The organism is Shewanella sp. MF05913, assembly GCF_059758095.1.
Genome location: NZ_JCAYNT010000010.1, coordinates 107881 through 131610, shown reverse-complemented (window position 1 = coordinate 131610; position 23730 = coordinate 107881). Strand labels below are relative to the sequence as shown.

General features: G+C 41.3%; 21 protein-coding genes. 14 read left to right on the top strand and 7 right to left on the bottom strand.

Annotation, left to right across the window (positions count from 1 at the left end):
- Nucleotides 1–13: 13 nt before the first annotated feature.
- The 10 genes from tsaA to AC19MV_RS13240 all read left to right on the top strand — a co-directional run bounded on the left by tsaA (nucleotide 14) and on the right by AC19MV_RS13240 (nucleotide 8939).
- A complete protein-coding gene (tsaA, locus tag AC19MV_RS13285) occupies nucleotides 14–793 on the top strand; it encodes a tRNA (N6-threonylcarbamoyladenosine(37)-N6)-methyltransferase TrmO (protein ID WP_498308138.1) in 780 nt (259 codons plus the stop codon).
- A gap of 4 nt (nucleotides 794–797) precedes the next feature.
- Nucleotides 798–1409 (top strand): acyltransferase, encoded by a 612-nt coding sequence (locus AC19MV_RS13280; RefSeq protein WP_498308136.1) that lies wholly within the window; start codon nucleotides 798–800, stop codon nucleotides 1407–1409.
- Between the two features lie 117 nt (nucleotides 1410–1526).
- Nucleotides 1527–3242, top strand: coding sequence for a proline--tRNA ligase (locus AC19MV_RS13275; RefSeq protein WP_498308134.1), 1716 nt, complete (start codon nucleotides 1527–1529; stop codon nucleotides 3240–3242).
- Between the two features lie 171 nt (nucleotides 3243–3413).
- On the top strand, nucleotides 3414–4547 hold the full coding sequence (locus AC19MV_RS13270; RefSeq protein ID WP_498308132.1) for a patatin-like phospholipase family protein: 1134 nt from the start codon (nucleotides 3414–3416) through the stop codon (nucleotides 4545–4547).
- A gap of 189 nt (nucleotides 4548–4736) precedes the next feature.
- On the top strand, nucleotides 4737–5156 hold the full coding sequence (locus AC19MV_RS13265) for a copper resistance protein NlpE (RefSeq protein ID WP_498308131.1): 420 nt from the start codon (nucleotides 4737–4739) through the stop codon (nucleotides 5154–5156).
- A gap of 94 nt (nucleotides 5157–5250) precedes the next feature.
- A complete protein-coding gene (rfbA, locus tag AC19MV_RS13260) occupies nucleotides 5251–6138 on the top strand; it encodes a glucose-1-phosphate thymidylyltransferase RfbA (protein ID WP_498308130.1) in 888 nt (295 codons plus the stop codon).
- Nucleotides 6125–6688 carry a dTDP-4-dehydrorhamnose 3,5-epimerase gene (rfbC, locus tag AC19MV_RS13255; RefSeq protein WP_498298992.1) on the top strand — a complete coding sequence of 188 codons (564 nt, stop codon included), beginning with the start codon at nucleotides 6125–6127 and terminating at the stop codon, nucleotides 6686–6688. Before rfbA ends, rfbC begins: the two co-directional genes overlap by 14 nt.
- A gap of 4 nt (nucleotides 6689–6692) precedes the next feature.
- Nucleotides 6693–7721, top strand: a complete 1029-nt coding sequence (rfbB, locus tag AC19MV_RS13250; RefSeq protein WP_498308128.1) for a dTDP-glucose 4,6-dehydratase — start codon at nucleotides 6693–6695, stop codon at nucleotides 7719–7721.
- Entirely contained in the window at nucleotides 7721–8623 is a 903-nt protein-coding gene (rfbD, locus tag AC19MV_RS13245) for a dTDP-4-dehydrorhamnose reductase (protein ID WP_498308126.1), read from the top strand. Before rfbB ends, rfbD begins: the two co-directional genes overlap by 1 nt.
- A 154-nt stretch (nucleotides 8624–8777) precedes the next feature.
- Nucleotides 8778–8939 carry a hypothetical protein gene (locus AC19MV_RS13240; protein WP_041413129.1) on the top strand — a complete coding sequence of 54 codons (162 nt, stop codon included), beginning with the start codon at nucleotides 8778–8780 and terminating at the stop codon, nucleotides 8937–8939.
- Between the two features lie 142 nt (nucleotides 8940–9081).
- Here AC19MV_RS13240 and AC19MV_RS13235 read toward each other — a convergent pair whose 3' ends face one another.
- On the bottom strand, nucleotides 9082–10479 hold the full coding sequence (locus tag AC19MV_RS13235; protein WP_432401657.1) for a magnesium transporter: 1398 nt from the start codon (nucleotides 10477–10479) through the stop codon (nucleotides 9082–9084).
- A gap of 151 nt (nucleotides 10480–10630) precedes the next feature.
- On the opposite strand from AC19MV_RS13235, the gene AC19MV_RS13230 reads away from it, so the two are divergent.
- Complete coding sequence (locus tag AC19MV_RS13230) at nucleotides 10631–11116, top strand: glutathione peroxidase (protein WP_432401654.1); 486 nt, start codon at nucleotides 10631–10633, stop codon at nucleotides 11114–11116.
- A 2076-nt stretch (nucleotides 11117–13192) separates the two neighbouring features.
- On the opposite strand, the gene AC19MV_RS13225 is transcribed toward AC19MV_RS13230, so the two are convergent.
- From AC19MV_RS13225 to phoR, 3 genes are all read right to left on the bottom strand, one after another.
- Nucleotides 13193–15016 (bottom strand): M1 family metallopeptidase, encoded by a 1824-nt coding sequence (locus AC19MV_RS13225; RefSeq protein ID WP_498308124.1) that lies wholly within the window; start codon nucleotides 15014–15016, stop codon nucleotides 13193–13195.
- Between the two features lie 398 nt (nucleotides 15017–15414).
- Nucleotides 15415–16386 carry a PstS family phosphate ABC transporter substrate-binding protein gene (locus tag AC19MV_RS13220; protein WP_432401649.1) on the bottom strand — a complete coding sequence of 324 codons (972 nt, stop codon included), beginning with the start codon at nucleotides 16384–16386 and terminating at the stop codon, nucleotides 15415–15417.
- A 338-nt stretch (nucleotides 16387–16724) separates the two neighbouring features.
- Complete coding sequence (gene phoR, locus AC19MV_RS13215) at nucleotides 16725–18020, bottom strand: phosphate regulon sensor histidine kinase PhoR (protein WP_432401647.1); 1296 nt, start codon at nucleotides 18018–18020, stop codon at nucleotides 16725–16727.
- Nucleotides 18021–18030: 10 nt separating this feature from the next.
- On the opposite strand from phoR, the gene AC19MV_RS13210 reads away from it, so the two are divergent.
- A complete protein-coding gene (locus AC19MV_RS13210) occupies nucleotides 18031–18207 on the top strand; it encodes a hypothetical protein (RefSeq protein ID WP_498308122.1) in 177 nt (58 codons plus the stop codon).
- Here AC19MV_RS13210 and phoB read toward each other — a convergent pair.
- Nucleotides 18193–18882, bottom strand: coding sequence for a phosphate regulon transcriptional regulator PhoB (gene phoB, locus AC19MV_RS13205; RefSeq protein ID WP_432401645.1), 690 nt, complete (start codon nucleotides 18880–18882; stop codon nucleotides 18193–18195). The genes AC19MV_RS13210 and phoB overlap by 15 nt on opposite strands.
- Nucleotides 18883–19059: 177 nt before the next feature.
- A complete protein-coding gene (locus AC19MV_RS13200) occupies nucleotides 19060–20004 on the bottom strand; it encodes a porin (protein ID WP_498308120.1) in 945 nt (314 codons plus the stop codon).
- 326 nt (nucleotides 20005–20330) lie between these two features.
- Between AC19MV_RS13200 and rdgC the strand changes: the two genes are divergently transcribed.
- Together rdgC and AC19MV_RS13190 are read left to right on the top strand one after the other, a co-directional pair.
- Entirely contained in the window at nucleotides 20331–21242 is a 912-nt protein-coding gene (gene rdgC, locus AC19MV_RS13195; protein ID WP_498308118.1) for a recombination-associated protein RdgC, read from the top strand.
- A 15-nt stretch (nucleotides 21243–21257) separates the two neighbouring features.
- Nucleotides 21258–21815 carry a glutathione S-transferase family protein gene (locus AC19MV_RS13190; RefSeq protein WP_498308117.1) on the top strand — a complete coding sequence of 186 codons (558 nt, stop codon included), beginning with the start codon at nucleotides 21258–21260 and terminating at the stop codon, nucleotides 21813–21815.
- Nucleotides 21816–21882: 67 nt separating this feature from the next.
- Here the strand turns inward: AC19MV_RS13190 and AC19MV_RS13185 are convergent, their stop codons facing one another.
- The gene (locus AC19MV_RS13185) at nucleotides 21883–23715 is read right to left on the bottom strand and encodes a M61 family metallopeptidase (protein ID WP_498308115.1); all 1833 of its coding nucleotides are present in this window, start codon (nucleotides 23713–23715) and stop codon (nucleotides 21883–21885) included.
- Between the last annotated feature and the right edge of the window lie 15 nt (nucleotides 23716–23730).

Genomic DNA, 23730 nt, shown 5'->3' with positions numbered 1-23730 from the left:
TTTCAGGTATTGCATGACCCAAGATGCCGAACGCACTCATAAAGACAAATCTCAAACCAATGCTTCTTTTAGCAACCAAATCAGTGCTGTTGCTATTTGCCGGACGCCATATAAACAAAAGTTTGGAATTCCACGTCAACCCGGTTTAGTTAATGCGACAGGGTACATTGAGTTTGAACCCGCGTTTAATCATGTCGATGCGGTTCGAGGAATAGAGCAATATTCTCATTTGTGGTTATTGTTTTGCTTTCATGAGAATTTAGCTCAAGGCTGGAAAACCACAGTGCGCCCTCCTCGCCTTGGCGGTAATGAAAAACTAGGTGTATTTGCTACACGCTCTACATTTAGACCTAATGGCATCGGTCAATCCGTTGTTAAGCTTCACGGCATCGTCACTCGCAAGGGCAAAGTGTGTTTGGCTATCTCTGGCATGGACTTATTAGACGGCACCCCCATTATTGACATTAAGCCCTACATCCCTTTTTCTGATGCCATTTTAGATGCCAAAGGCGGGATAGCCCAGGACGCACCGTTACTGATACCGGTCAGCTATACCGATATTGCAACGACACAAATTGCGCACTATGCAGCGCAAGAGCAATACCTGGGCTTACATGAGCTCATTGAAGGTGTGTTGTCTCAAGATCCTCGCCCTGCCTACAAAAAAGCCAAAGACGACCCTAAGTTATACCAAGTGGCTTTATATGATTTAGATATTTTTTGGCATATCACACCTCATGGAATTGAAGTGTTAGAGCTGAAACCGACTCAAGTTGAACTGCTTAAGGATTAACGTCATGGCAGAGATTGACTATCAAAGTCAGCACAAAAAGCGTTTATCTTGGATGCCTTGGCTGTATTTTTCATTAAAACCTAAACACTTGTTGTGGGCCAAGCCCTGGCAAGATGAAATTCAACAGCAACTGAGTCAACTCGAAACCGTTCATATAGGCGAACATTGTTTTATCGCACCACAGGCACAACTTTTTGCTGAGCCTGGTCGTGATATCACCATTGGTAATCGATGCATGATTGCTGCAGATGTGTTCATGCACGGGCCAATAGTCCTAGGTAATGAGGTAGCGATTAATCATGGTTGTAGCTTAGATGGCGGGCGAAATGGCATTAAAATAGGTCATCAAACGCGTATTGCCAATAATGTCACTGTTTATGCATTCAATCATGGCATGTCTCCTGATACTCCAATATATCAACAACCCGCAAACTCTAAAGGTGTGATTATCGGCGAAGATGTTTGGATTGGTGCCCAAGCAGGCATTGTCGATGGGGTAACCATTGGTCATCATGCCGTAATAGGTATGGGCAGTATTGTCACAAAAAATGTAGCAGACTACGCCATTGTGGCCGGCAATCCCGCTCGAGTGATTGGTGATAGGCGAGATAAATAATCACCTAATACTCATAAAGCACCATAAAGCCTTATTTTGAGTCGAATTAGCAGGTGACATCATTGATGCAGGTGCTAAAATGACGATCATTCATAGCTACTATTTTGGACATCGGTAATGCGAGTTAGTAAGTACCTGCTTTCAACACAAAAAGAAACCCCTGCTAATGCAGAGGTGATTAGTCATCAGTTAATGCTTCGCGCCGGTATGATCCGTCGTAACGCATCAGGTCTTTACAGCTGGTTACCCTCTGGTTTACGTGTTTTGCGTAAAGTAGAAGCCATTGTTCGTGAAGAAATGAACAAAACAGGTGCCATTGAAATCTTAATGCCGCTAGTTCAGCCAGCTGACTTATGGGTTGAAACCGGTCGCTGGGAAAAGTTTGGCCCAGAATTACTGCGTTTTCAAGACCGTCACAACCGTGATTTCGTACTGGGGCCAACCCACGAAGAAGTGATCACTGACTTAGTGCGCAAAGAACTCAGTTCATATAAACAATTACCGCTGACGCTTTATCAAGTACAAACTAAATTCCGTGATGAAGTTCGTCCACGTTTTGGTGTGATGCGTGCTCGTGAGTTCTTAATGAAAGATGCTTATTCTTTCCATTTAGATCAAGAAACCATGGACAGCACGTACCATGCAATGCATACCGCATATTGCAATATCCTTACCCGCATGGGCTTAGAGTTCCGTCCTGTATTAGCTGACACAGGCTCTATCGGTGGCAGCATGTCCCATGAGTTCCATGTGCTTGCAAACAGCGGCGAAGACTTAATTGCTTACTCAACAGGCAGCGATTACGCGGCTAACATTGAAAAGGCTGAATCGCCAATCCCAACTGAAGCTCGTCCAGAACCAACTCAAGCAATGACATTAGTGGATACGCCTAATGCTAAAACTATCGCTGAGCTTGTTGAACAATTCAGTTTAGTGATTACCAAGACAGTCAAAACATTAATCGTTAAAGGTGCAACAGAAGAAGCACCGTTAGTCGCATTGGTTATTCGTGGCGATCACGAACTGAACGAAATCAAAGCGGACAAACTTGAATTAGTTGCTTCGCCATTTGAGTTCGCATCAGAAGCCGAAATTCGTGATGCCGTTGGCGCAGGCCCAGGTTCTATCGGACCTGTTGGGTTAACGATGCCAATTATTATTGATCATAGTGTCACCATCATGAGCGACTTTGCTGCTGGCGCTAATGCAGAAGATAAGCATTATTTTGGTATTAACTGGGAGCGTGACTTACCGCTCGCAACGGTTGCCGATATCCGCAATGTTGTTGAAGGTGAACCGACACCAGATGGCCTTGGCACTTATGCGATGGCTCGTGGTATTGAAGTGGGCCATATTTTCCAACTTGGTACTAACTACTCTAAAGCCATGAATGCCACAGTGTTAGACGAAAATGGTAAGGCACAGGTGTTATTGATGGGTTGTTACGGCGTCGGCGTAAGCCGTATAGTCGCTGCTGCCATTGAGCAAAATTACGATGACCGCGGCATCATTTGGCCAGAAGCCCTTGCCCCGTTCACCGTGGGTATCTTACCGATGAACATGCATAAGTCTCATCGCGTAGCTGACATTGCAGAAAAACTTTACCAAGACCTAGCAGACGCGGGTGTTGAAGTATTAATGGATGACCGTAAGGAGCGTCCAGGCGTGATGTTTGCTGATATGGAATTAATAGGCTTACCTCATGTTGTCGTAATTGGTGATCGCAATATCGATGCGGGTGTATTTGAATACAAAAACCGTCGCACCGGTGAGAAACAAGATATTCCATTCGACCAAATTGTTGAATTTTTGACAAATGCTGCTAAAGGTTAATCGCCGCTAGCCTCATTATCAAACTCAAAAAAACGCACTTTTTAGTGCGTTTTTTTATTGGGCTTGATATAAACTTTCGATGGAATACCGTATTGTACTTTGCTAGCTGGTATGTAATAACAAAAGAATTCATACTAATATCTTCTCCTATTACTCTATTAAGGATATCGATTGGCAGTCTCTACAGCGATAGTTTTAGGTGGCGGTGGCGCTAGAGCGGCATATCAAATTGGTGTGCTTAAAGCGTTAGTGCAATTTTATCCGCGTAATCATCATGTGCCATTTGATATTATTTGCGGTACCTCTGCTGGCGCCATTAACGCCATCTCTTTAGCCACGCATGCATCTTGCTTTCATCTTGCGGTCAAAAAACTCGACTGGGTTTGGCGTCACTTTGAAACAAAACAAGTCTATCGCACCAGTATTGCACAAGTGCTCCGGCATTTAGGGCGAATGGCCATTAAAGGGTTACAAGACGACAAAGTTAACACTGACGCCGGCAGTTTATTAGATAACCAACCACTGCGTGAACTCCTCAATAATCTTATCGACTTTAAACGCATAGACCGAAATATAAGTAATAAAGCGCTAACAGCGATTAGTGTCGATGCCTCTTGCTACAACAACTCGCGCTCGTACAGTTTTTATCAAGGTAACGACAACATTGAAGATTGGCAACGAGCAAGGCGGATAGGATTACGCAGTTTATTGAATACGGAACATTTATTGGCAAGTTCAGCCATTCCTATGGTATTCCCATCAATTAAACTTAATCAGGCTTATTATGGCGATGGCTCGGTACACCAATTATCCCCTCTTTCAAGCCCAATCCATCTAGGCGCCAATAAAATATTTGTGATTAATCTAGACAGCCCGCACAAACATTTTCCTATCGAGTTTGAATACCACCCCAAAACAGCCACTATCGCCGGCCATTTATTAGATACCATTTTCTCCGATACACTCAACAGTGATTTAGAACGCTTACAGCGAGTTAACAACACATTAGCGATGATATCGCCACAAGACAAAGAGGTATTAAATCTTCGGCATATTGACACATTAGTGATAAAGCCAAGTCAAGATCTCAGTCGAATAGCGGCGCGTTTTTATGATGACATGCCATTCGCCATTAGGACGCTGTTAAAGTTTTTTGGGATTAATAGGCAATCAGACTCGAGTATTGTGTCTTATTTATTATTCGAAAAAAGCTACACAACCACGTTAATCGATTTAGGGTATCAAGATGCTATGGATCAAATTGATGAGATAAAACAGTTTTTTGAAATCACAACTAAAGTATAAGGCTGTAAAATTAAAAACTATGGTATAAAAAGTGTAGTTCATTCGCCTAGTTCAGGATTAAGGGATATTAAAACAACCTATATCGGAACGATACACAATAGAACACTGGTGCGTTGTTAACTAAAATCATTAAAAATTCATCCCGACAGTAATAGCAACGCGTCAATACAATGTCTAAAAGGACTTTAGATGAAAAATGCATGGTTAATACTTAGCTTAGTATTGTTTGGATGTGGTCAACAAACTCCCACCGTTGACGATTTAGCAAACAGCAGTATGAATAAAATCCAATGGCAAGGGGTTTATCATGGCGTTTTTCCTTGTCCTAGCTGTGACGGCATGGATACCACCATCGAACTGCTTCCCCCCAATTATTACATTATCCATACTGTAAGATTAGGCAGTGACCCCTATCCATTCCAAGGTCGCGGTACATTTGAGTGGGATAAAACGGGTAACATTATCATATTAGACCGTGGCCATATTTATCAGGTATTGCCAGACCATCTCTATCTACTGGACGTAGAACATAAAAGAATTACTGGACCCGATTCAGAGCGCTATCGGGTTGATAAAATAAAAGGCTTAGATCACCCCATCGGCAGTTAATTACCCCGAACACAGGTTTATTGCACGAATGTGCCATGCTTTATTGACTTTAGCTGTGTTAAAATTATCAGATTAGACACTTGAAGACAGTTAAATGAGAAAAGGTATTTTATTAGCGGGTGGTTCAGGCACACGACTTTATCCCATCACACAAGTTGTCTGTAAACAGTTATTACCCATATACGACAAGCCGATGATTTATTATCCTCTTTGCACCTTAATGCAAGCAGGTATCACTGAAATTTTGGTTATTTGTACTGAAACAGATTTACCTCTTTTTAAATCACTCTTAAAAAATGGTCATCAATGGGGCATCAGTATTGATTATACCATTCAAGCTAAACCAGAAGGCTTAGCTCAAGCACTCATTCTTGCTGAACCTTTTCTTGATGGTAGTCCTAGCGCGCTGATTTTAGGGGATAACCTTTTTTATGGTCATCAGCTGCAAACAACATTACAAGCAGCGAATAACATGACTGGCGCAGCCATATTTGGTTATCATGTTGCTAATCCGCAAGCCTATGGGGTTATTGAGTTTGATCAACAAAGCAAAGTCATATCCATTACAGAAAAGCCCGCAATACCAAAATCAAATTTCGCCATGCCTGGATTATACTTTTTTGATCATAAAGCATGTCAATACGCTAAAAAGGTATTGCCTTCACAAAGAGGTGAACTTGAGATTGTCGATGTTATTCAGCAATATTTAGACAATAACGACCTTAATGTGAGTATTTTAGGCCGTGGCACAGCATGGTTAGATACAGGTACACCTGATGCGATGGCTGAAGCAACTCAATATATCGCTGCAATTGAAAAGCGACAGGGATTAAAAATATCTTGCCCAGAGGAAGTGGCTTTTTCAATGGGGTTAATCGATCAACAACAGTTAACTTTACTTGCGAACCAACTCATCAAAAGTGGCTATGGCCAGTATTTACTGTCATTACTCAATAAGAATTTTCCCAATGAAATGCATTAATACCGAGCTTGATGAAGTCTTCTTGTTTAGCCCACAAAAGTTCGTCGATGAACGTGGATTTTTTATGGAGACATTACGTCAAAATGTGTTTGATGATGCCTTCACTCAAAGAAATCTGAAAATTCCTCAATTAGTACAAGAAAATCAGTCTCGCTCAATGAACAATGTATTAAGAGGGCTTCATTTTCAACAACGTTTCCCTCAAGGTAAGTTAATCCGAGTATCGAGCGGCTGCATATTCGATGTTGCGGTAGATTTAAGACTAGGATCGTCCACCTATGGCAAATGGATAGGTCAACAACTCTCAGATGAAAACGGTTATCAAATGTGGATCCCTGCGGGGTTCGCACATGGCTTTTACGTATTATCAGAGGTCGCTGACATTATCTATAAATGTTCAGAATATTACCGACCGGACGACGAGCACACCATGGCATGGAATGACCCAACACTGAATATTCAATGGCCAATAAAGACTCATATTGCTCCCATTGTGTCCAATAAAGATAACCCTGAAATAAACCCTCACATTATTGCATTTGGTGCTTAACGTAATGACAGAACAAAACGGACACGCACTAAAAATACTCATTTCAGGAGGAAGTGGTTTTATTGGTTCGACGTTGGTACGCCATATCATGGCCCAAACACCGCACAGTGTTATCAATCTCGATAAACTCACCTATGCAGCCAATCCTCTGAGCTTATCTTCAATCAAAGATAGCCAACGATATCATTTTATTAAAGGTGACATCTGCGATGATAAGTTAGTTCAATCCGTGTTTGAACGTCATCAACCCGATGTCGTAATGCATCTAGCGGCTGAAAGTCATGTTGATAGGTCAATAGCAGGCCCAGCATCCTTTATTCAAACCAATATTGTTGGCACGTTCAACTTGCTCGAAGCGAGTCGAACCTTTTTTAATGATTTACCATCACATAAAGCAAAACGTTTTCGATTTCATCATATTTCCACAGACGAAGTCTTTGGCGACTTACCTCAAACCGGTTACTTTAATGAACAAAGTGCTTATGCACCAAGCTCGCCTTATTCTGCGAGTAAAGCGTCGAGCGATCACCTCGTAAAAGCTTGGCATAGAACATATGGACTCCCTACGTTAATCAGTTATTGTTCAAATAATTATGGGCCGTATCAACACCCAGAAAAACTGATCCCGTTAACCATTAATCGTGCAATATTAGGTGAACACATACCGATTTACGGTCATGGTCAACAAATCCGTGATTGGTTGCATGTTGAAGACCATGTCGACGCGCTATTAGCAGTATTAACCCGAGGGCGTATCGGTGAGACCTACACTATTGGTGGCAATAATGAACACACTAACCTTCAAGTTGTTCAGTCAATTTGCAAACATTTGAGTACCTTAATGCCTGAGCATCATCTCGCTACCAATAACGGATTCAAGCTATTAATCCGTCATGTAGAGGATAGATTAGGACATGATCAACGTTATGCTATCGATGCGAGTAAAATAACAACTGAACTCAACTGGACACCGAAACAATCTTTTGAAGATGGTTTACGTAACACCGTGCAATGGTATTTGGCTAATAGCTAATGAGAATACTTACATTTGGCCAAACAGGTCAGTTGGCTAAAGCGTTAAAACGCACCCAACCGGGATATTTTGAGCTGATTCAATTAACTCATCAGCAAGTTAATATCACTCAACCTCAACTCATTGATGAGGCGTTAGCCCGTTATAGGCCAGACATTATTATCAATTGCGCAGCCTATACTGATGTAGAACGTGCTGAATCAAACGTCACGCAAGTCATGCAAACTAATGTTGATGCCGTTAGGTTTATGGCTAAAGCGGCTCGTCAATATGGTATTAGGTTCATCCAATTATCTACAGATTATGTATTTGATGGACTGTCATCACTTCCTTATACCGTTAACCAAACGCCATCTGCCATTAATGTATATGGTCAATCAAAATTACTTGCCGAAAACATTATTTTACAACAGCAATCGAGTCAGTTTTGCATTGTTCGCACTTCTTGGCTCTATCATCATAGCGGCAAAAATTTTGTCACCACGATGTTGAAACTTTTATCGCAAGCACACCATAGCGCAATGTTAACCCAAGGTCTTATTCCCAATATTAATGTGGTAAATGACCAAACAGGTAGCCCGACGATGGTTGATGATCTTGCTCACTTTTTATGGAAACTGTGTTTACAAAAGCAATGGCTCCCAATTTACCATTGGAGTGATGCAGGCATGTGTACTTGGTATGAGTTTGCTAAAGAGATACAGTCACAAGCCGAAGCATTAGGGTTAATCCCCGCAACCATTACATTAACACCTGTGACATCTGAACAATATAACTCTCGCGTTAAGCGCCCTACTTTCAGTGTGTTAGACACCTCACATTCGCAGTCAATCTTAAAACCAAAAACCTGGCAGCAACAATTAGCCCAATGTCTTTATGCGCGCTCTCTCAACAAAGATTGAGACACTAAAGTAAAAATTACACTGTCATTTTGTTGTCATATTTACGTGCAATAATTTTTACCGTCAAGAATGAAATATTTCGCTTTAGCTTATTATTAACTTTAGGTAAAAAGGGGCTGTACCAACAGCGGTACAGTTATCTGGAATGTTGAAAATGTCACACTCATTTGAATTTGATGAAGATGATGCGCCATGGGGCGATAACATCAAGGGAAAACCGAAATCGAAAAAGGTAAAACAACGTCGTCGTGATACCAAACGTCGTTACTTTGACGATAATGCTGAAATGGAGTTCGCACCTGCTAAGTGGAAGTAGTTTAACAGGATTTTCTCATCAAGTTTAAAAAGCAAGTTGCCTGCAACTTGCTTTTTTGTTGCAAAAAAATGGCCTTGAATATTCAAGACCATCTTCATAATACGATGAACGTTGAGCGATATTGATGAGGTAATTTTCCTTTTTACAGGTAGAGTATTGAAGCTAAACCTAAAAAGGTAAAAAATCCTACCACATCGGTCACTGTCGTTAAAATAACAGACCCCGATAATGCCGCATCTTGGTTAAAGCGCTGCAAAATCATGGGTACCATGACACCTGCAATCGCCGCAACCGCCATATTGATCAAAATCGCACAGGCAATAACAATACCCATGACATTATCATCAAACCACCAGCCGGCAATGATGCCGATGACAATAGCCCATAACGTACCATTTAACGCGCCAATACCAAGTTCGTTTTTCATTAACGACATGACGTTACCGGCTGTTATCTGTCCCATTGCCATACCACGGATCATCAGTGTTAATGATTGGCTTCCTGCAATACCGCCCATAGAGGCGACAATTGGCATTAATACTGCTAACGCAACCACCTGGGATAATACATTTTCAAACATGCCGATGGTGGCAGAAGCTAAAAATGCAGTCAGTAAGTTAATTCCTAGCCATACAGCACGGCGTTTAGCACCAACAAAAATCGGTGCGAACAAATCGTCATGCTCATCCATACCTGCCGTTGCCATTAACTGCGCTTCATAATGCTCACGCACTAAAGCCGTTGCGGTTCGCAAGGTCATACGACCAATCAATATACCGTCTTCATCGACCACAGGCAGTTCAAGTTCACGACTGTGCTCAATCGCTTCAGCTGCCTCAATTAACGATGAATCAGCAGAAATTACACGACTATCGTCCCACTTCAACGATTGCAGTGTGGTATCGGTATCCACCGTTTTGAATACATCGTAGCGACGAACTGTACCAAGATATTTATCGTTCACATCAACTAAAAATAAATGATCATTACAGTCTAAGTCGATACGTCTAAAAAAACGCTGACCTTGGGCAACCGTTGATGCAGGACTTAATGCCAACATTTGGTGATCGGCATAACGACCAATTTCATTTTCAGTATATTGGTTATAAAGCTCATAATGCTTACGCTGACGCTCACCCATCTGTGCCAATGCACGATCAGTGATGTTATCGGGAAGCGAGTCACTCCATTCAATGAGATCTTCAGGACTTAATTGCGAAAAGAGTAAATCAAGCTCCTCATCTGGCATTTTCTTTAAAATGCCTAAACGAGGATCTGCACGCATTAAGTTAAGGACATCGACACGTTCTTCTACGTCAACTTGCTGCCAACGTTCATAACGTTCATCAAGCGGTAACGATTCGAGTAATAATGCAATGGTACCGGGTTCAGCATCAATCAAGATTTCACTGAACACTTCGGCTTGCTCGTCCCCTTCGGCTTCGGTTAATTGAAGCACGACTTGGCTAACATCAGCCTGAGGGGATGAGCTCGTTTCGATTTCATCTTCAGAGTTAAGTTCGTTCTTTAAATCACTCATAAGCACGCCCCTAATTCTACTTGTTAAATAAGCGCAAACTATATTGAAATTGTCATTGATAAGCAAATAGATATATTGGATTGCGCGCAATTTAATTGCTAACGAATAGGCTATATATTATAGTTAATTTTTGACAATTTGGAGTTCCCTGATGAGCAGCACAATTTACCCTATCACCGTAAAAGACATTAAAGGCAATGATATCGTCATGGAGACCTTTAAAGATAAAGTATTACTGATCGTTAATACCGCGAGCAAATGTGGGTTTACTCCACAATACCAATCACTTGAAGCATTAAATCAAGAGTATAAAGATAAAGGTTTAGTTATTTTAGGTTTTCCATGCAACCAGTTTGGCAAGCAAGAACAAGGTAATGAAGAAGAAATAAGCCAGTTCTGCGAACTTAACTTTGGAGTGTCATTCCCATTGTTCAGCAAAGTTGAAGTCAATGGTGCTAACGCTCACCCACTGTATCAACAGCTTAAAAAATCAGCAAAAGGTTTGCTTGGTAGCGAGTCTATCAAATGGAATTTTACTAAATTTTTAGTGGATAAAAATGGCAATGTCGTTAACCGTTATGCGCCTACGACCAAACCTGAAGAGCTAAAAGAAGTCATTGAAAAGCTTTTAGCTTAAACACTGAACTCTTAAACATTACCGACTTAACCACTAAACACTTAACCATTGAGCACTTAACCACAGTCTACTTAACCACTGTGCACTTAACTACTGAGCACTTAACCACTGTGCACTTAACCATTGAGCATGATATCGCCAATATTGTTTACATTGTAAGAAAGCACAATAATGGACAAGTAAATATTCATCTAAACATATGATTATTATCAAGTATCAAAAATATCGTTTTTTTTAGCGTAAAATATACACTCATTTTTGAACTTTTTATCTCTTTGCTACTCAAAATAAGTAACAGTTAGATTTATTTTTTTCATCTATTGTTCATCATCTCCCTGGGACTTCTAGCGCGGTCCCCTTGATCGAAAAATCGATCGATAGGCAATCAGTTGATTGCCTTTTTTTATGTCTGACGTTCAACGAGCTTGCCAAGGGCAATAAAACTCACTTTATAAAATAAATTGAGTAAAGTAAGTCACATCACTTGCCTCGCCTATTCACAGGAATCCGTCTCACCGTACTACCAATCAGTGAAAATGAGGTTGCACTTATACTTTACAGGTTTGCTTCGTCTAAGTATTACCGACCAACTATCCTGACACTGGAGTCTATCTTGCCACAGGATCAAAAACCGTTGACCACATCAAGCTAAGCCTCTGTTTTAATTGTAAAAAATTAAATATTTAGCACAAATGCAAAATTTAATGAACTTTGTATCGTTCGCTCAGTCTGAATATAAGTAGCAAGTAGAGCGCAAACGAGAAAATGTCCACCTCCAACTTTTCTGGTTTGTACCAAAGTGAATATCAACGCTTTGAACTGACTTGCCACAACAGATTTATGTTCATTGTTCATCATCATCCCTATTTGGGGAGCATTAACACGCTAGCGCACCGTTAATGACACCCCACAAAGAACGACTTAGGCAACCTTATTGGTTGCCATTTTTTTGCCTGCTATTTCTTTCCAGATGTTAGCTTTCATTGGATTAAAGTGGTGCTAAATAATGCCTGTAAAATAAATTTAAACAATTTCATTATTTCTGTGAACTTTTTTAATAACGCCCAGTCTGATTATATGTAACGAATAAGATGTGGTTGATGTGAGTTGCAGTGTCAGGATTTAGCCTTCTCCCCCGGCGTTAAATCAAACACAGCAAAGTGGTTTACCCTACTCACCTCAGCCTCAGTTAGGATTGAGTTACTGCTACAGATTTATGTTCATTGTTCATCATCATCCCTATTTGGGGAGCATTAACACGCTAGCGCACCGTTAATGACACCCCACAAAGAACGACTTAGGCAACCTTATTGGTTGCCATTTTTTTGCCTGCTATTTCTTTCCAGATGTTAGCTTTCATTGGATTAAAGTGGTGCTAAATAATGCCTATAAAATAAATTTAAACAATTTCATTATTTCTGTGAACTTTTTTAATAACGCCCAGTCTGATTATATGTAACGAATAAGATGTGGTTGATGTGAGTTGCAGTGTCAGGATTTAGCCTTCTCCCCCGGCGTTAAATCAAACACAGCAAAGTGGTTTACCCTACTCACCTCAGCCTCGGTTAGGATTGAGTTACTGCTACAGATTTATGTTCATTGTTCATCATCATCCCTATTTGGGGAGCATTAACACGCTAGCGCACCGTTAATGACACCCCACAAAGAACGACTTAGGCAACCTTATTGGTTGCCATTTTTTTGCCTGCTATTTCTTTCCAGATGTTAGCTTTCATTGGATTAAAGTGGTGCTAAATAATGCCTATAAAATAAATTGAAACAATTTCATTATTTCTGTGAACTTTTTTAATAACGCCCAGTCTGATTATATGTAACGAATAAGATGTGGTTGATGTGAGTTGCAGTGTTTGATTTAGCCTTCTCCCCCGGAGTTAAATCAAACACAGCAAAGTGGTTTACCCTACTCACCTCAGCCTCGGTTAGGATTGAGTTATTGCTACAGGTTTTAATGTTTATTGTTCATCATCATCCCCATTGGGCAGTATTAACACGCTAGCGCACTGTTAATGACAACCCGCAAAGATTTATTTTGGCAGCCAATAGGCTGCCATTTTTTTATGTCTTTTCGTGAGAAGGTTCAACCTGCAGTAGGGTATCTAATTGCACTTGTAATGAAGGGTGATAGCCAAGTCGAGCTCTGGCATAAATATCATTAAGCTCTTGGTGATAACCCGCAATCTGGAGTTCAATGAATAACGGTCTCACAAATTTACCTCTGCCTATTTGGCACAAATACTCCGTTAATGCGGGCAATACTGGATCAAATAGATTACGAATCGCGACCCGATACCAATCACAGGCGATTTCAGCATTGTGATGCCCGGTAAATTTAAATACCTCATCTAAATCTAATAGCATCGCCTGACTAACCATTAACGGTAATTTACTTAAAAAATATTGCCAGTGATGAACACGCCATTGTGTTACGCACAAATCACTTGCAGCAGTGCCGCTAATGAATTGCGCTATCGCGAAGTCAACCTTGTCAAAGCTCGTAGATGTCGGCCCCTCAAACCAAGCAGGTAATCCCTGTCCATAAACCCACTCGTTTAACTCATCTACAGATAACTGATCGTCATGATCAACGAGTATGGTTTGCTTCGCATAGTCAACGAAGTTTTCTGTCGTAATGGCACTAAAAGCAAAGTGATTAACGTACTGAAGTAAAAACGCATCAAACGCGGCACGACCTAACCGGGATTCAAGTTCATGCACAAACATCGATGCTTTGTCATAAGTAAAACGATTAAATGCCAAATTAGGATCGCGATATTGCACATTGGCTGGCAATGTTTGATCGACTAAAGGCATTGATTGAATTTCTTCTTGTAAGCGACCAAACTCAATGACCCACTCTAATTGGGCTTGCTCGGTGCCATACACGGCTTCAACAATTCGATTGGTAAAATAAGTGGTAAAACCTTCGTTGAGCCATAGATCACGCCATGTCGCATTACTGACTAAATTGCCAGTCCAGGAATGAGCTAATTCATGCGCAACCGTTGAAACTAAACTTTTATCGCCAGCAATCAATGTGGGTGTCATAAATGCCAGCATCGGGTTTTCCATACCGCCAAAGGGAAAGCTTGGCGGCAGCACTATCATGTCGTAGCGCCCCCATGCATAAGGTCCAAGCAACGATTCTGCCACCTGAATCATCGACTCAGTATCTTCAAATTCATTCGCCGCAGCCTCAAGCATGCCTGGTTCGGTATAAATACCACTTCGAGGACCTGTAGCTTTAAACGCTAAGTCGCCTACGGCTATGGCTAATAAATGAGTGGGAATGGGCTTATCCATGCTAAAGGTAAATATGCCATCTTCTGGCATGACGGGATTATTATTAGCACTCATTACCGCGCGAAGCCCTAAAGGGACTTTGATTGTGGCATTAAACGTCACTCGCGCTTTAGGGCTATCTTGTAAAGGTAGCCAGCTGCGTGCATTGATGGGTTGTGACTGACTGAACAAATAAGGTAACTGCTTGCCTAATGTTTGTTCTGCATTGAGCCATTGCAGCCCTTGCGCCTTAGGAGAGGTATGATAATGCACAACCACTTGTGTGATCAGTAAACCGACATTAATCAACCATCGCTGTCCTAAAATCGAATTAACGTCTTCACATTCATAGGTTAATGGCAGGCCATTTAAGTCGGTGACCCTATCAATCAATAAATCACGACCATCAATGATCAGTACAGATTGAGCCAGTTTACGATTAAAAAATAACGTTACCGTTCCGCTTAGTTGCTGCGCAACAAAATCCACGTTGAGTGCAATATCAAGATGATGCACGCATAAAGCATCAGTATTCGCACTTGAATGGTAATCCTTGTTTACATCGAAGGTTGTTTCGGTACTTTTCAACACTGTTGTCACATAAACCTCTGCGCTTTCGTTATCATTTTAGAGCATGACAATATCATAGCATTTTCAAGTAAATAGTCAGATTACTCAGGTAGCATATTTAATTTTTATAACCTCACCTCAAAAATAAATAATCTTTTTTAAAAAAATGCGGAACTAAATTGAAATAACCCAGTCTGATTATATGAACCGAATTTGCATTACTTATTTTTTGTAGCTAGTAGCGTTTTTTTGTTCATCATCATTCTCCTAATTAGATAGTTGTTTTACGCTATCAACAGTATTGCCCTTAGCAATAGCAGCAACCTCTTAGTCAGGTTGCTTTTTTTTGTCATTTTTTTGAGCTTTTCAGATTCATAAAAACAAAAAAGGCCTCAAATGAGGCCTTTTAGTCTTGGAGGGTTAAGCGATTAAAGCTTGATACCCACTTTTTCTAAATCTTTAGTCACTACTGCAGTTGGAACAGGAACATAGCCATCTTTCTCAACAATTTGCTGACCTTGCTTAGACAATACAAAGCGTAAGAATTCACGATCCATTGGCGAAAGGTCTTTATTTGGATGCTTGTTCACATAAACATATAAGTAACGTGATAATGGGTAAGTACCGTTGGCAGCATTGGCAGCTGTCGCTTCGATAAACTTATCGCCTTTCTTTGATATTGCCACAGCTTTAACGCCCGCCGTTTTATAACCAATACCTGAATAACCAATTGCATTTAGCGACTGCGATACAGACTGTACTACAGAAGCAGAACCCGGTTGCTCGTTCACGTTTGGACGGAAATCGCCTTTACATAAGGCTTTTTCTTTGAAGTAACCATAAGTACCAGACACTGAGTTACGACCATAAAGCTGAACGTCTTTCGCGCTCCAATTACCTTCTAAACCGGCATCACCCCAACGATTAATCTCTTTACCGCCACACTTGTGTGTTGACGAAAAAATACTGTCGATTTGCTCAATGCTTAATCCCGTGATTGGGTTATCTTTATGTACGAATACCGCTAAGGCGTCAATGGCTACACGTACCGCTGTTGGTTGATAACCATAATGCTTTTCAAAAGCTTCAACTTCATTAGGCTTCATCTTACGGCTCATTGGGCCGAACTGTGAAGTCCCTTCAGTCAGTGCTGGTGGCGCAGTAGAAGAACCAGCAGCTTGAATTTGGATGTTTACGTTTGGATAAATATGTTTGAACTCTTCAGCCCATAACGTCATCATATTCGCTAAAGTATCAGAACCGACAGAAGACAAGTTACCAGATACGCCACTCGTTTTTTCATATACAGGTAACGTTGGGTCAATAGCAGCCATAGATGCTGCTGAGAATACACCAGCGGCTGTAAGGGTAATTGCGCCGACAAGTTTGTTCAGTTTCATTGTATTGCTCCAGAATTAAGCGTACTAGGTTTTTAAAACGTAGTCAGTATCGACCTCATTGATGACAAGTCTATGACTTTGATGTGACAGTTGTATGACATCCATCTTAAAACTGTTTTATTTGTCAAACCCTGCCAACTGTTTATGTATATCAACAACTTAAACTGCGACCAATCACGTCGGCTAAGCCACTCATTGTTAATCGCACCGCCTTAATGCTATCCATTAAGCTGATTTCGTTACCTGCGATGTGGTTTTATGACAATGATATGTCCATTTTTCGACAATAAAAAAAGCAACATAAATGCTGCTTTTTAGATTTGAGGTAACGCGATTATTTAGTGTCTTTCTAATAAGTGCGTCGGAATAATAAAGCTAAATGTACTGCCTTTGCCGTATTCGCTGGTGACATTAAGCTCACTGTGGTGATGGCTCAATGCATGCTTTGCGATGGCGAGTCCTAAACCTGTTCCACCGGTTTTACTTGAGCGTGCATTATCAACGCGATAAAAGCGCTCAGTTAAGCGATTAATATGCTGTGGAGCGATGCCCTCACCCGTGTCTTTTACCGAAAATAATCCCCCAGTAGCAACACTTCTCCAGGTGACAGAGATAATGCCTCCCGGCGCGGTATAACGAATTGCGTTGGAGATAAGATTTGAACAGGCACTGCGAAGTTGGATTTCATTACCGTGGGTGTTTAATCCTGCCTCGCAATGAAACTCTAAGGTATATTCGTCGCCAGCAAGCGCTTTGGCTTCTTCTCGAAGCACGTCCATCATCACTTTCATGTTGACCGTTTTTGATAAGTCGATGTCGGTAGCATCTTCAATCCGCGACAAGGCTAATAGCTGTTCAACCATCGATTGCATGCGAGAGGTTTGTTGTTGCATCAGCGATAATGGCTTTTGGTTTGGAGAATTATCCTCTTCCATTCCTTGCATTATCTCTAAATAGCCTTGCAAAACCGTAAGCGGCGTTTTTAGCTCATGCGACACGTTAGCAACAAAGTCTTTACGCATACCTTCAAGTTGGTGAATACGGGTGATATCGCGAGCCATCAGCAGCAACTGCCTATCACCATAACTCATTAAACGGATTTCAAGTAAACGTTTATCAGACACTGGCGAAGGTATTTCAAGTGGTTCTTTAAATTCGGCTTTTCTAAGATAGGCGGAGAAATCAGGATGGCGTATAAGGTTATCAATTCGCTGGCCACTGTCTTGCGGCCAGACAAAGCCTAAGACTAATTGCGCAAGTTTGTTACACCACAAAATATTATGCTCTGCATCGAGCACGACTGTCGCATCAGGTAGTGCTTCAGCGCCTTGACGAAAACGAGCAAGTAATGTTGCTAATTGCCCAACGCGGCGACGATTTTTACCTTGAAGTCGATATATACCATTAAATACCCCTTCCCAACTTCCTTGCCCTTGGGGCGGGGTTAATTTTTTATCTTTCCATAACCAAAAGTTAAGTCGGGTAATTTGCCGATAATGCCAGACGAGCAAACCTATGGTCCCTAATAATGTGACCAACGCTATCTGATCAACAAAAGCACCAACACAAATAAACAGTATCAGTAGCAGGGCTAAACGAGAAAATAATCGAAATCCAGAATACGAGTTAAGCATAGGTAACCTAATGGCTAAAGTAACGCAGTCAACACTTTCAACTTTTTTAGTGTCGTTACTGATTATTAGGATTAACGAGGAACCACAAGATAGCCTAAATAGACCATTGTGGCTAGGCAGCAAACAAAGAAGCGCTGTTGATTATCACAGTGCTTCATTTGCTGCATACGCATTACATTCTGGTTGAAAAACGATAACCAGCACCACGAACTGTTTGAATCAACTTGTCATGTCCACCTTGCTCTACTGCTTTACGCAGTCGGCGAATGTGTACATCAACAGTACGGTCTTCTACATACACGTTGGTTCCCCAGACGTTATCGAGCAATTGTTCACGGCTGTAAACTCGCTCAGGATGTGTCATGAAGAAATGCAACAACCTAAACTCTGTTGGTCCCATATCAAGCACATCGTCACCTACCGTAACTCGATGACTCACAGGGTCAAGCTGCAGCCCTTGCACGTCTATGGTTTCTTCTAAACGCGTTGGCGCACTTCTACGTAATACGGCTTTTATTCTGGCAACCAACTCTTTAGGCGAAAAAGGTTTGGTAATATAGTCATCTGCACCCACTTCTAGGCCTTTGACTTTATCTTCCTCTTCACCGCGAGCGGTCAGCATAATAATGGGGATTTGGCGCGTAAATTCATCTTGCTTTAAGCGTTTTGCTAATTGAATACCGCTGCCACCAGGGAACATCCAATCCAACAAAATTAAATCTGGATAAGGCTCTTGAAGCAACTCAATTGCTGAATCGAAATCTTCAGCTGCAGCCGTCGTAAAACCATGTTGATCCATCACAAATGTCAGCATCTCACGAATTGCTGATTCATCTTCTACTATTAATATCCTAGCTGTCATATTGGGTTTCTACATTAATTTGCCACAAGGGTATTATTGGACACTTTTGTTACACTTTCATGACCCTGATGTCGATATTGCCATTAAAAACCGTTTTTTGTCATAAAAACTTAATTGCGGTTAACACACAGTAACGAAAAAAGGGCCGAAGCCCTTTTTTATTGTATGCAATTTAGCTTAGAACTTATGTTCAATACCGACACCAACATAGCTGTCATCTTGATCGTTTGAATCAAACGAATTGTCGGTATAAAAAGCAAAAAGTTTAGTCGGCTTACCTAATTTATAATCTGCACCAACCGACCATGAATCACCTTTATTTTCCATATCAGCAAACTGCGTTTTAAGCGTTACATCATTAATATCATACGCCGCGCTCAGTAAGAAACCATTATCGGTAACATCACTGTCTATGGCTTCTTGTTGCTGGTACATACCACCAATCACCACACCAGCCACTTTACCTTGTACAGTAGCGCGTACAGTGTCATAACCTTTTACTTTTGAATCATATGCTATTGCCGCATAAATAGCAGACGTCTTTAAACCAGAGTCGCCATACATCAATGCCATGCTCACGCCATCTTCGCCGGTAGTGTTATCACCGACCACTTGGTCTGAGTCGCCAGAAGCGACATAAGTCACACCCGCTTGGAAATCACCAAACATTGGCGTGTAGTAAGTGGCCGTTTGAGCCATGCGGTTTTCACCTTTAAATAAGGTTTTCACATCGCCAGAAAGGTCATTGAACTGATCCACTTTACCTTGAGAGACTTTCAGAATAGTGTCGTTACGACCTACAGATACCGCACCAAAGTTACCTTTTAAGCCGACAAACTGGTTGCGAGCTAAAAAGTTTTCTTTGTCGTCATCACCCGTGTTGACTTCGTATTCGATTGTGTAGAAAGCTTCTAATGAATTGCTTAACTCAAAATCACCGGTCACACCAAAACGTGATGCATTACTTTGAATAGTTGTTTCAGTTTCGTCTGCAACATCATTTGACTGTGCTGTAACATTTAATTTGCCATACACTGTTAGAGGGTCTGCTGCATATGCACTTGAAACTACAGAGGCGGCCATTGCAGAAGCTAATAGAGTTTTACAAAAAACGTTCATCATTTCATCCTTTTGACGCATATTTCGTCATTGTTATTCTGGGTTAGTTGTATCGGAACGAGCGGAATTCTGCCTTGTGAATGTTTCAAAAATATTTCACTGGTTCATTAATTGCTGATATTCGCGGGGTTAAACCCACTCGCAAAACCTCAAACATAGCTACAACAGTGGTTTCAAGGCCGATAAGAGAAATGTGACAATTTGATGAATTATCATTCCAACTCCATTCTCTATCGTACAAAGGGCATTTTTTTGTAGGTTTACCGCTTTGCATCTATCCCGTAAACTGCGGTATCTGAATTTTTCCTGTTAATTAATGAGAGCATTCTATGTGGTTTAAAAATCTCACCTTGTATCGTTTCAACAAACCGTTTACGACTGATACCGAAACATTAGAAACGGCCCTAGCCGATTTCACCTTCTCTCCTTGCTCTAGCCAAGACATCAGTAAGTTTGGATTTTCAAATGCATTGGGTAAAAAAGGCAATGCATTAGTCCATAGTGCAGAAAACCGTCATTTGATCTGTGTAACCAAAGAAGAAAAGATCCTACCCGGACAGGTGATTAAAGAAGCGCTAGATGAGAAAGTGGCTGAAATAGAAGATCAAGAAAACCGTAAAGTCACTAAAAAAGAAAAAGACACCATAAAAGATGAGATCACCACCACCTTATTGCCCCGTGCATTTTCACGCCGTAGCCAAACTCACGCATTGATCATGCCTGAACTAGAAATGATTTTAGTGGACAGCTCAAGCGCCACGAAAGCAGAAGAGTTACTGGCATTATTACGTAAAGCGGTTGGCAGTTTACCGGTGATCCCATTAAGTTTTGCAACGCCAATTGAAACAACGCTAACGCAGTGGCTGCAAGCTGGCGAAGCGCTTGCTCCTTTTGAGATGCTAGATGAAGCTGAATTGAAGTCTGATTCTGATGAAGGTGGAATTGTTCGCTTTAAACAACAGGTACTGCAAGAAGATGAAGTACTGGCTCATATTGCAACGGGCAAACAGGTTCATAAATTAGCACTACATTTTGGTCAATCTATTGCCTTTTTAATGCAATCTGATGCGAGCGTAAAACGCATTAAGTTTTCAGAAGAATTTAGAGCAGGTAATGATGAAGTCGGCACAGAAGATCCAATAGCACGTCTTGATGCTGACTTTGCCTTAATGGGCAGTGAATTAGTCGCCTTTATCAATGCGCTTAATCAAGCCTTCGGCCCACTCGAGCAAAGCGTATAATACTAAGGACATAATATGAAACTTTACGGCAGTTTTACTTCGCCTTTTGTTCGTCATTGTCGAATTGCACTGTTAGAGACGACACTTGATTACGAATTTATTGAAACGGATCAAGCGGCGAGTGCGACATTGTCGCCCACAAAGCGCGTTCCGTTTTTACAAGATGGCGAGTTAACACTCACCGATTCGAGTGCCATATTACGTTACATTCGCAATAAATCAGCGACACCATTTATTGAAAGTGCCACCCAGTTTGATCAATATTGCATGATCAACACGGCACTCGACAGCACCATTAATTTGTTTTTTTTGGCGAGAGACGGTGTCGATATTGAACGTTTTGATTATACGCTCAGACAAGCACAGCGAGTTGAGTCAATTCTCACTGAATTAGAACAACATAAATGGCCACTTCATGGCCCTTTTGATGATGTTCAGATTAGACTAGCGTGCTTTTTAAGTTGGGCAGTATTTCGTCAACAGATTAATATCGACCGCTATCCTAGAATGAAACTGTTTTTAGCAGCAATAGAGCGAGAACCGTTTTTTACTGAAACAGCGCCACCAGTTTAATCGCGTTAAATCTTGATAAATAAAAAAGCCCTGATATTTCAGGGCTTTTTATTGTTAACAATAAGGGCTATGCCTCGTCGTCAGTCTTAATCCATTCACCGTCTGCATCAAATGGCCAGTCAATGCCAAGCCATGCTTTAAAGAATGCTTTTTGTTCTGTGGTAACAGATTCTAGCGCTTGTATACTTAACTCGCCTTTAGGTTGCTCCCCTAAAACTATGCTGACCTCTTTTAAACGATCGTTACTAAATACCGTTAATTTAACTTTATCTCCCGGTTTGAAATCATCAAATCGTTTAGCAAATGCGTCGGCAGTCACTTTTAAGTCATTAACGGCAAGTAACTCATCACCCGCCGTCAGACCAGCTTTCCACGCTGGGCTGTTTTTCGCCACTGTGGCTAATACCAAATCGCCGTGCAGACCAGATAAGCCAATGCCGGTATTAACTTGAGTTTTTGGCTTATCGCCATAGGTTGTCACTAAACCGGCTTGGGCTAATAACGCATCAAACTCTAAGCTAAACGGTTGGTTAACAAACTTCTGCCACCATGGTTGATAATCTTTACCCGTTAACGTGGTGAGAATATTTTGCACGTCTGCGACGTTATAACCCATAGGGATTTTAAAATGCTGGTATAACGCTTTATGCACATCGCGATATGAATGCGCTAACTCACTGTCCTGGATAACACTGAAATCCAACGCCATGGAGGCAAGATAGCCCTCAGAATAGATATTCACGCTGTGATTAATCGCATAATCTCCCCAAGTGCTACTCCACTGACCTAAACTCGCCTCAGCAACAGATTGAGTGTCACGACCCGGGTTATGCTCATTAAGCACAATTCGCAAACTTAAATCGTCAAAAAACTCTTTTGCGGTTATCACACCAGCCCGCAGTAACAGTTGATTTTGAAAATAACTGGTTGAACCTTCAGCAACCCAAAGTAAATCAGTCATGTTTTCGGACTGATAATCATAAGGTACCAAACCTTGCGGACGATATGATTTCACATTCCAGGTATGAATAAACTCGTGAGATGCCGTGCTAATAAAACGCAAATAATCTTCACGTTCACGAAAATTAAAGCGCGGCAACTGAATCACAGTAGAATTAAGATGTTCGGTAGCACCACGGGCTCCGCTTGTGGCATGCACCATATACACATAACGCTCAAACGGGTAATCATCCCAAATCATTGACGCCTGGCCACTGATTTTACGTAAATCTGTCACAATTTGTTCGGTGTCGTAATTGCCCTCGCCCCAAAAGACTACCTCATATTCACGACCATCAGCGGCAAAACTAAATGACTGGTTAATGCCCGTTTCAATAGGTGAGTCAGCGAGCACATCATAATTAGCGGCTTTGAATGAATGTGAACTACGGCCTTTATCCATGCCAGAAAAGCTCTTCCAGCCCTTAGGCACTTTCATATCAATCGTTATTGGTTGCTGACGAAATTCAGGGCTATACATAAATACGCCACTGGCATCTAAATAAGCATGGCTTTCATCGATATGGCGCAAACGGTCGCCTAATTCATTGGCGTGTAACTGATAGTTCACTTTTACCGCTGTAGGCTGAGCTAAGCTAATGGTCCACTCACCGCTTGCCGTACGCTGCCAAGGTAATACCTTACCCTTGCTGTCGGTGGCTTCAAATAACCTTACCCCATCTGCGACTGGCAATACTTGATAACGGCCTGTGCGCCACACGGGTAAATTGACAATTAATTGTGCAGATTCGGTTTTAGGAAAAGAAACGCTAACTTGCGCTAAATGGTGTATGGGTTGGTTAATATCAATATGGTAATCAACATCTGCCAACGCCGACGTTGTAAAGCACATCGACAAAAACGCGCTTGTGGTTAAAAATGCAAGATTAGTAGGTTTCACTCTAGGTTCCTTCTG

Excerpts from the sequence above, each read along its gene's own strand:
- tsaA (WP_498308138.1), top strand. The coding sequence starts at position 14 with ATGACCCAAGATGCCGAACGCACTCATAAAGACAAATCTCAAACCAAT.
- AC19MV_RS13280 (WP_498308136.1), top strand. The coding sequence starts at position 798 with ATGGCAGAGATTGACTATCAAAGTCAGCACAAAAAGCGTTTATCTTGG.
- AC19MV_RS13275 (WP_498308134.1), top strand. The coding sequence starts at position 1,527 with ATGCGAGTTAGTAAGTACCTGCTTTCAACACAAAAAGAAACCCCTGCT.
- AC19MV_RS13265 (WP_498308131.1), top strand. The coding sequence starts at position 4,737 with ATGAAAAATGCATGGTTAATACTTAGCTTAGTATTGTTTGGATGTGGT.
- rfbA (WP_498308130.1), top strand. The coding sequence starts at position 5,251 with ATGAGAAAAGGTATTTTATTAGCGGGTGGTTCAGGCACACGACTTTAT.
- rfbC (WP_498298992.1), top strand. The coding sequence starts at position 6,125 with ATGAAATGCATTAATACCGAGCTTGATGAAGTCTTCTTGTTTAGCCCA.
- rfbB (WP_498308128.1), top strand. The coding sequence starts at position 6,693 with ATGACAGAACAAAACGGACACGCACTAAAAATACTCATTTCAGGAGGA.
- rfbD (WP_498308126.1), top strand. The coding sequence starts at position 7,721 with ATGAGAATACTTACATTTGGCCAAACAGGTCAGTTGGCTAAAGCGTTA.
- AC19MV_RS13240 (WP_041413129.1), top strand. The coding sequence starts at position 8,778 with ATGTCACACTCATTTGAATTTGATGAAGATGATGCGCCATGGGGCGAT.
- AC19MV_RS13235 (WP_432401657.1), bottom strand. The coding sequence starts at position 10,479 with ATGAGTGATTTAAAGAACGAACTTAACTCTGAAGATGAAATCGAAACG.
- AC19MV_RS13230 (WP_432401654.1), top strand. The coding sequence starts at position 10,631 with ATGAGCAGCACAATTTACCCTATCACCGTAAAAGACATTAAAGGCAAT.
- AC19MV_RS13220 (WP_432401649.1), bottom strand. The coding sequence starts at position 16,386 with ATGAAACTGAACAAACTTGTCGGCGCAATTACCCTTACAGCCGCTGGT.
- phoR (WP_432401647.1), bottom strand. The coding sequence starts at position 18,020 with ATGCTTAACTCGTATTCTGGATTTCGATTATTTTCTCGTTTAGCCCTG.
- AC19MV_RS13210 (WP_498308122.1), top strand. The coding sequence starts at position 18,031 with ATGGCTAAAGTAACGCAGTCAACACTTTCAACTTTTTTAGTGTCGTTA.
- phoB (WP_432401645.1), bottom strand. The coding sequence starts at position 18,882 with ATGACAGCTAGGATATTAATAGTAGAAGATGAATCAGCAATTCGTGAG.
- AC19MV_RS13200 (WP_498308120.1), bottom strand. The coding sequence starts at position 20,004 with ATGATGAACGTTTTTTGTAAAACTCTATTAGCTTCTGCAATGGCCGCC.
- rdgC (WP_498308118.1), top strand. The coding sequence starts at position 20,331 with ATGTGGTTTAAAAATCTCACCTTGTATCGTTTCAACAAACCGTTTACG.
- AC19MV_RS13190 (WP_498308117.1), top strand. The coding sequence starts at position 21,258 with ATGAAACTTTACGGCAGTTTTACTTCGCCTTTTGTTCGTCATTGTCGA.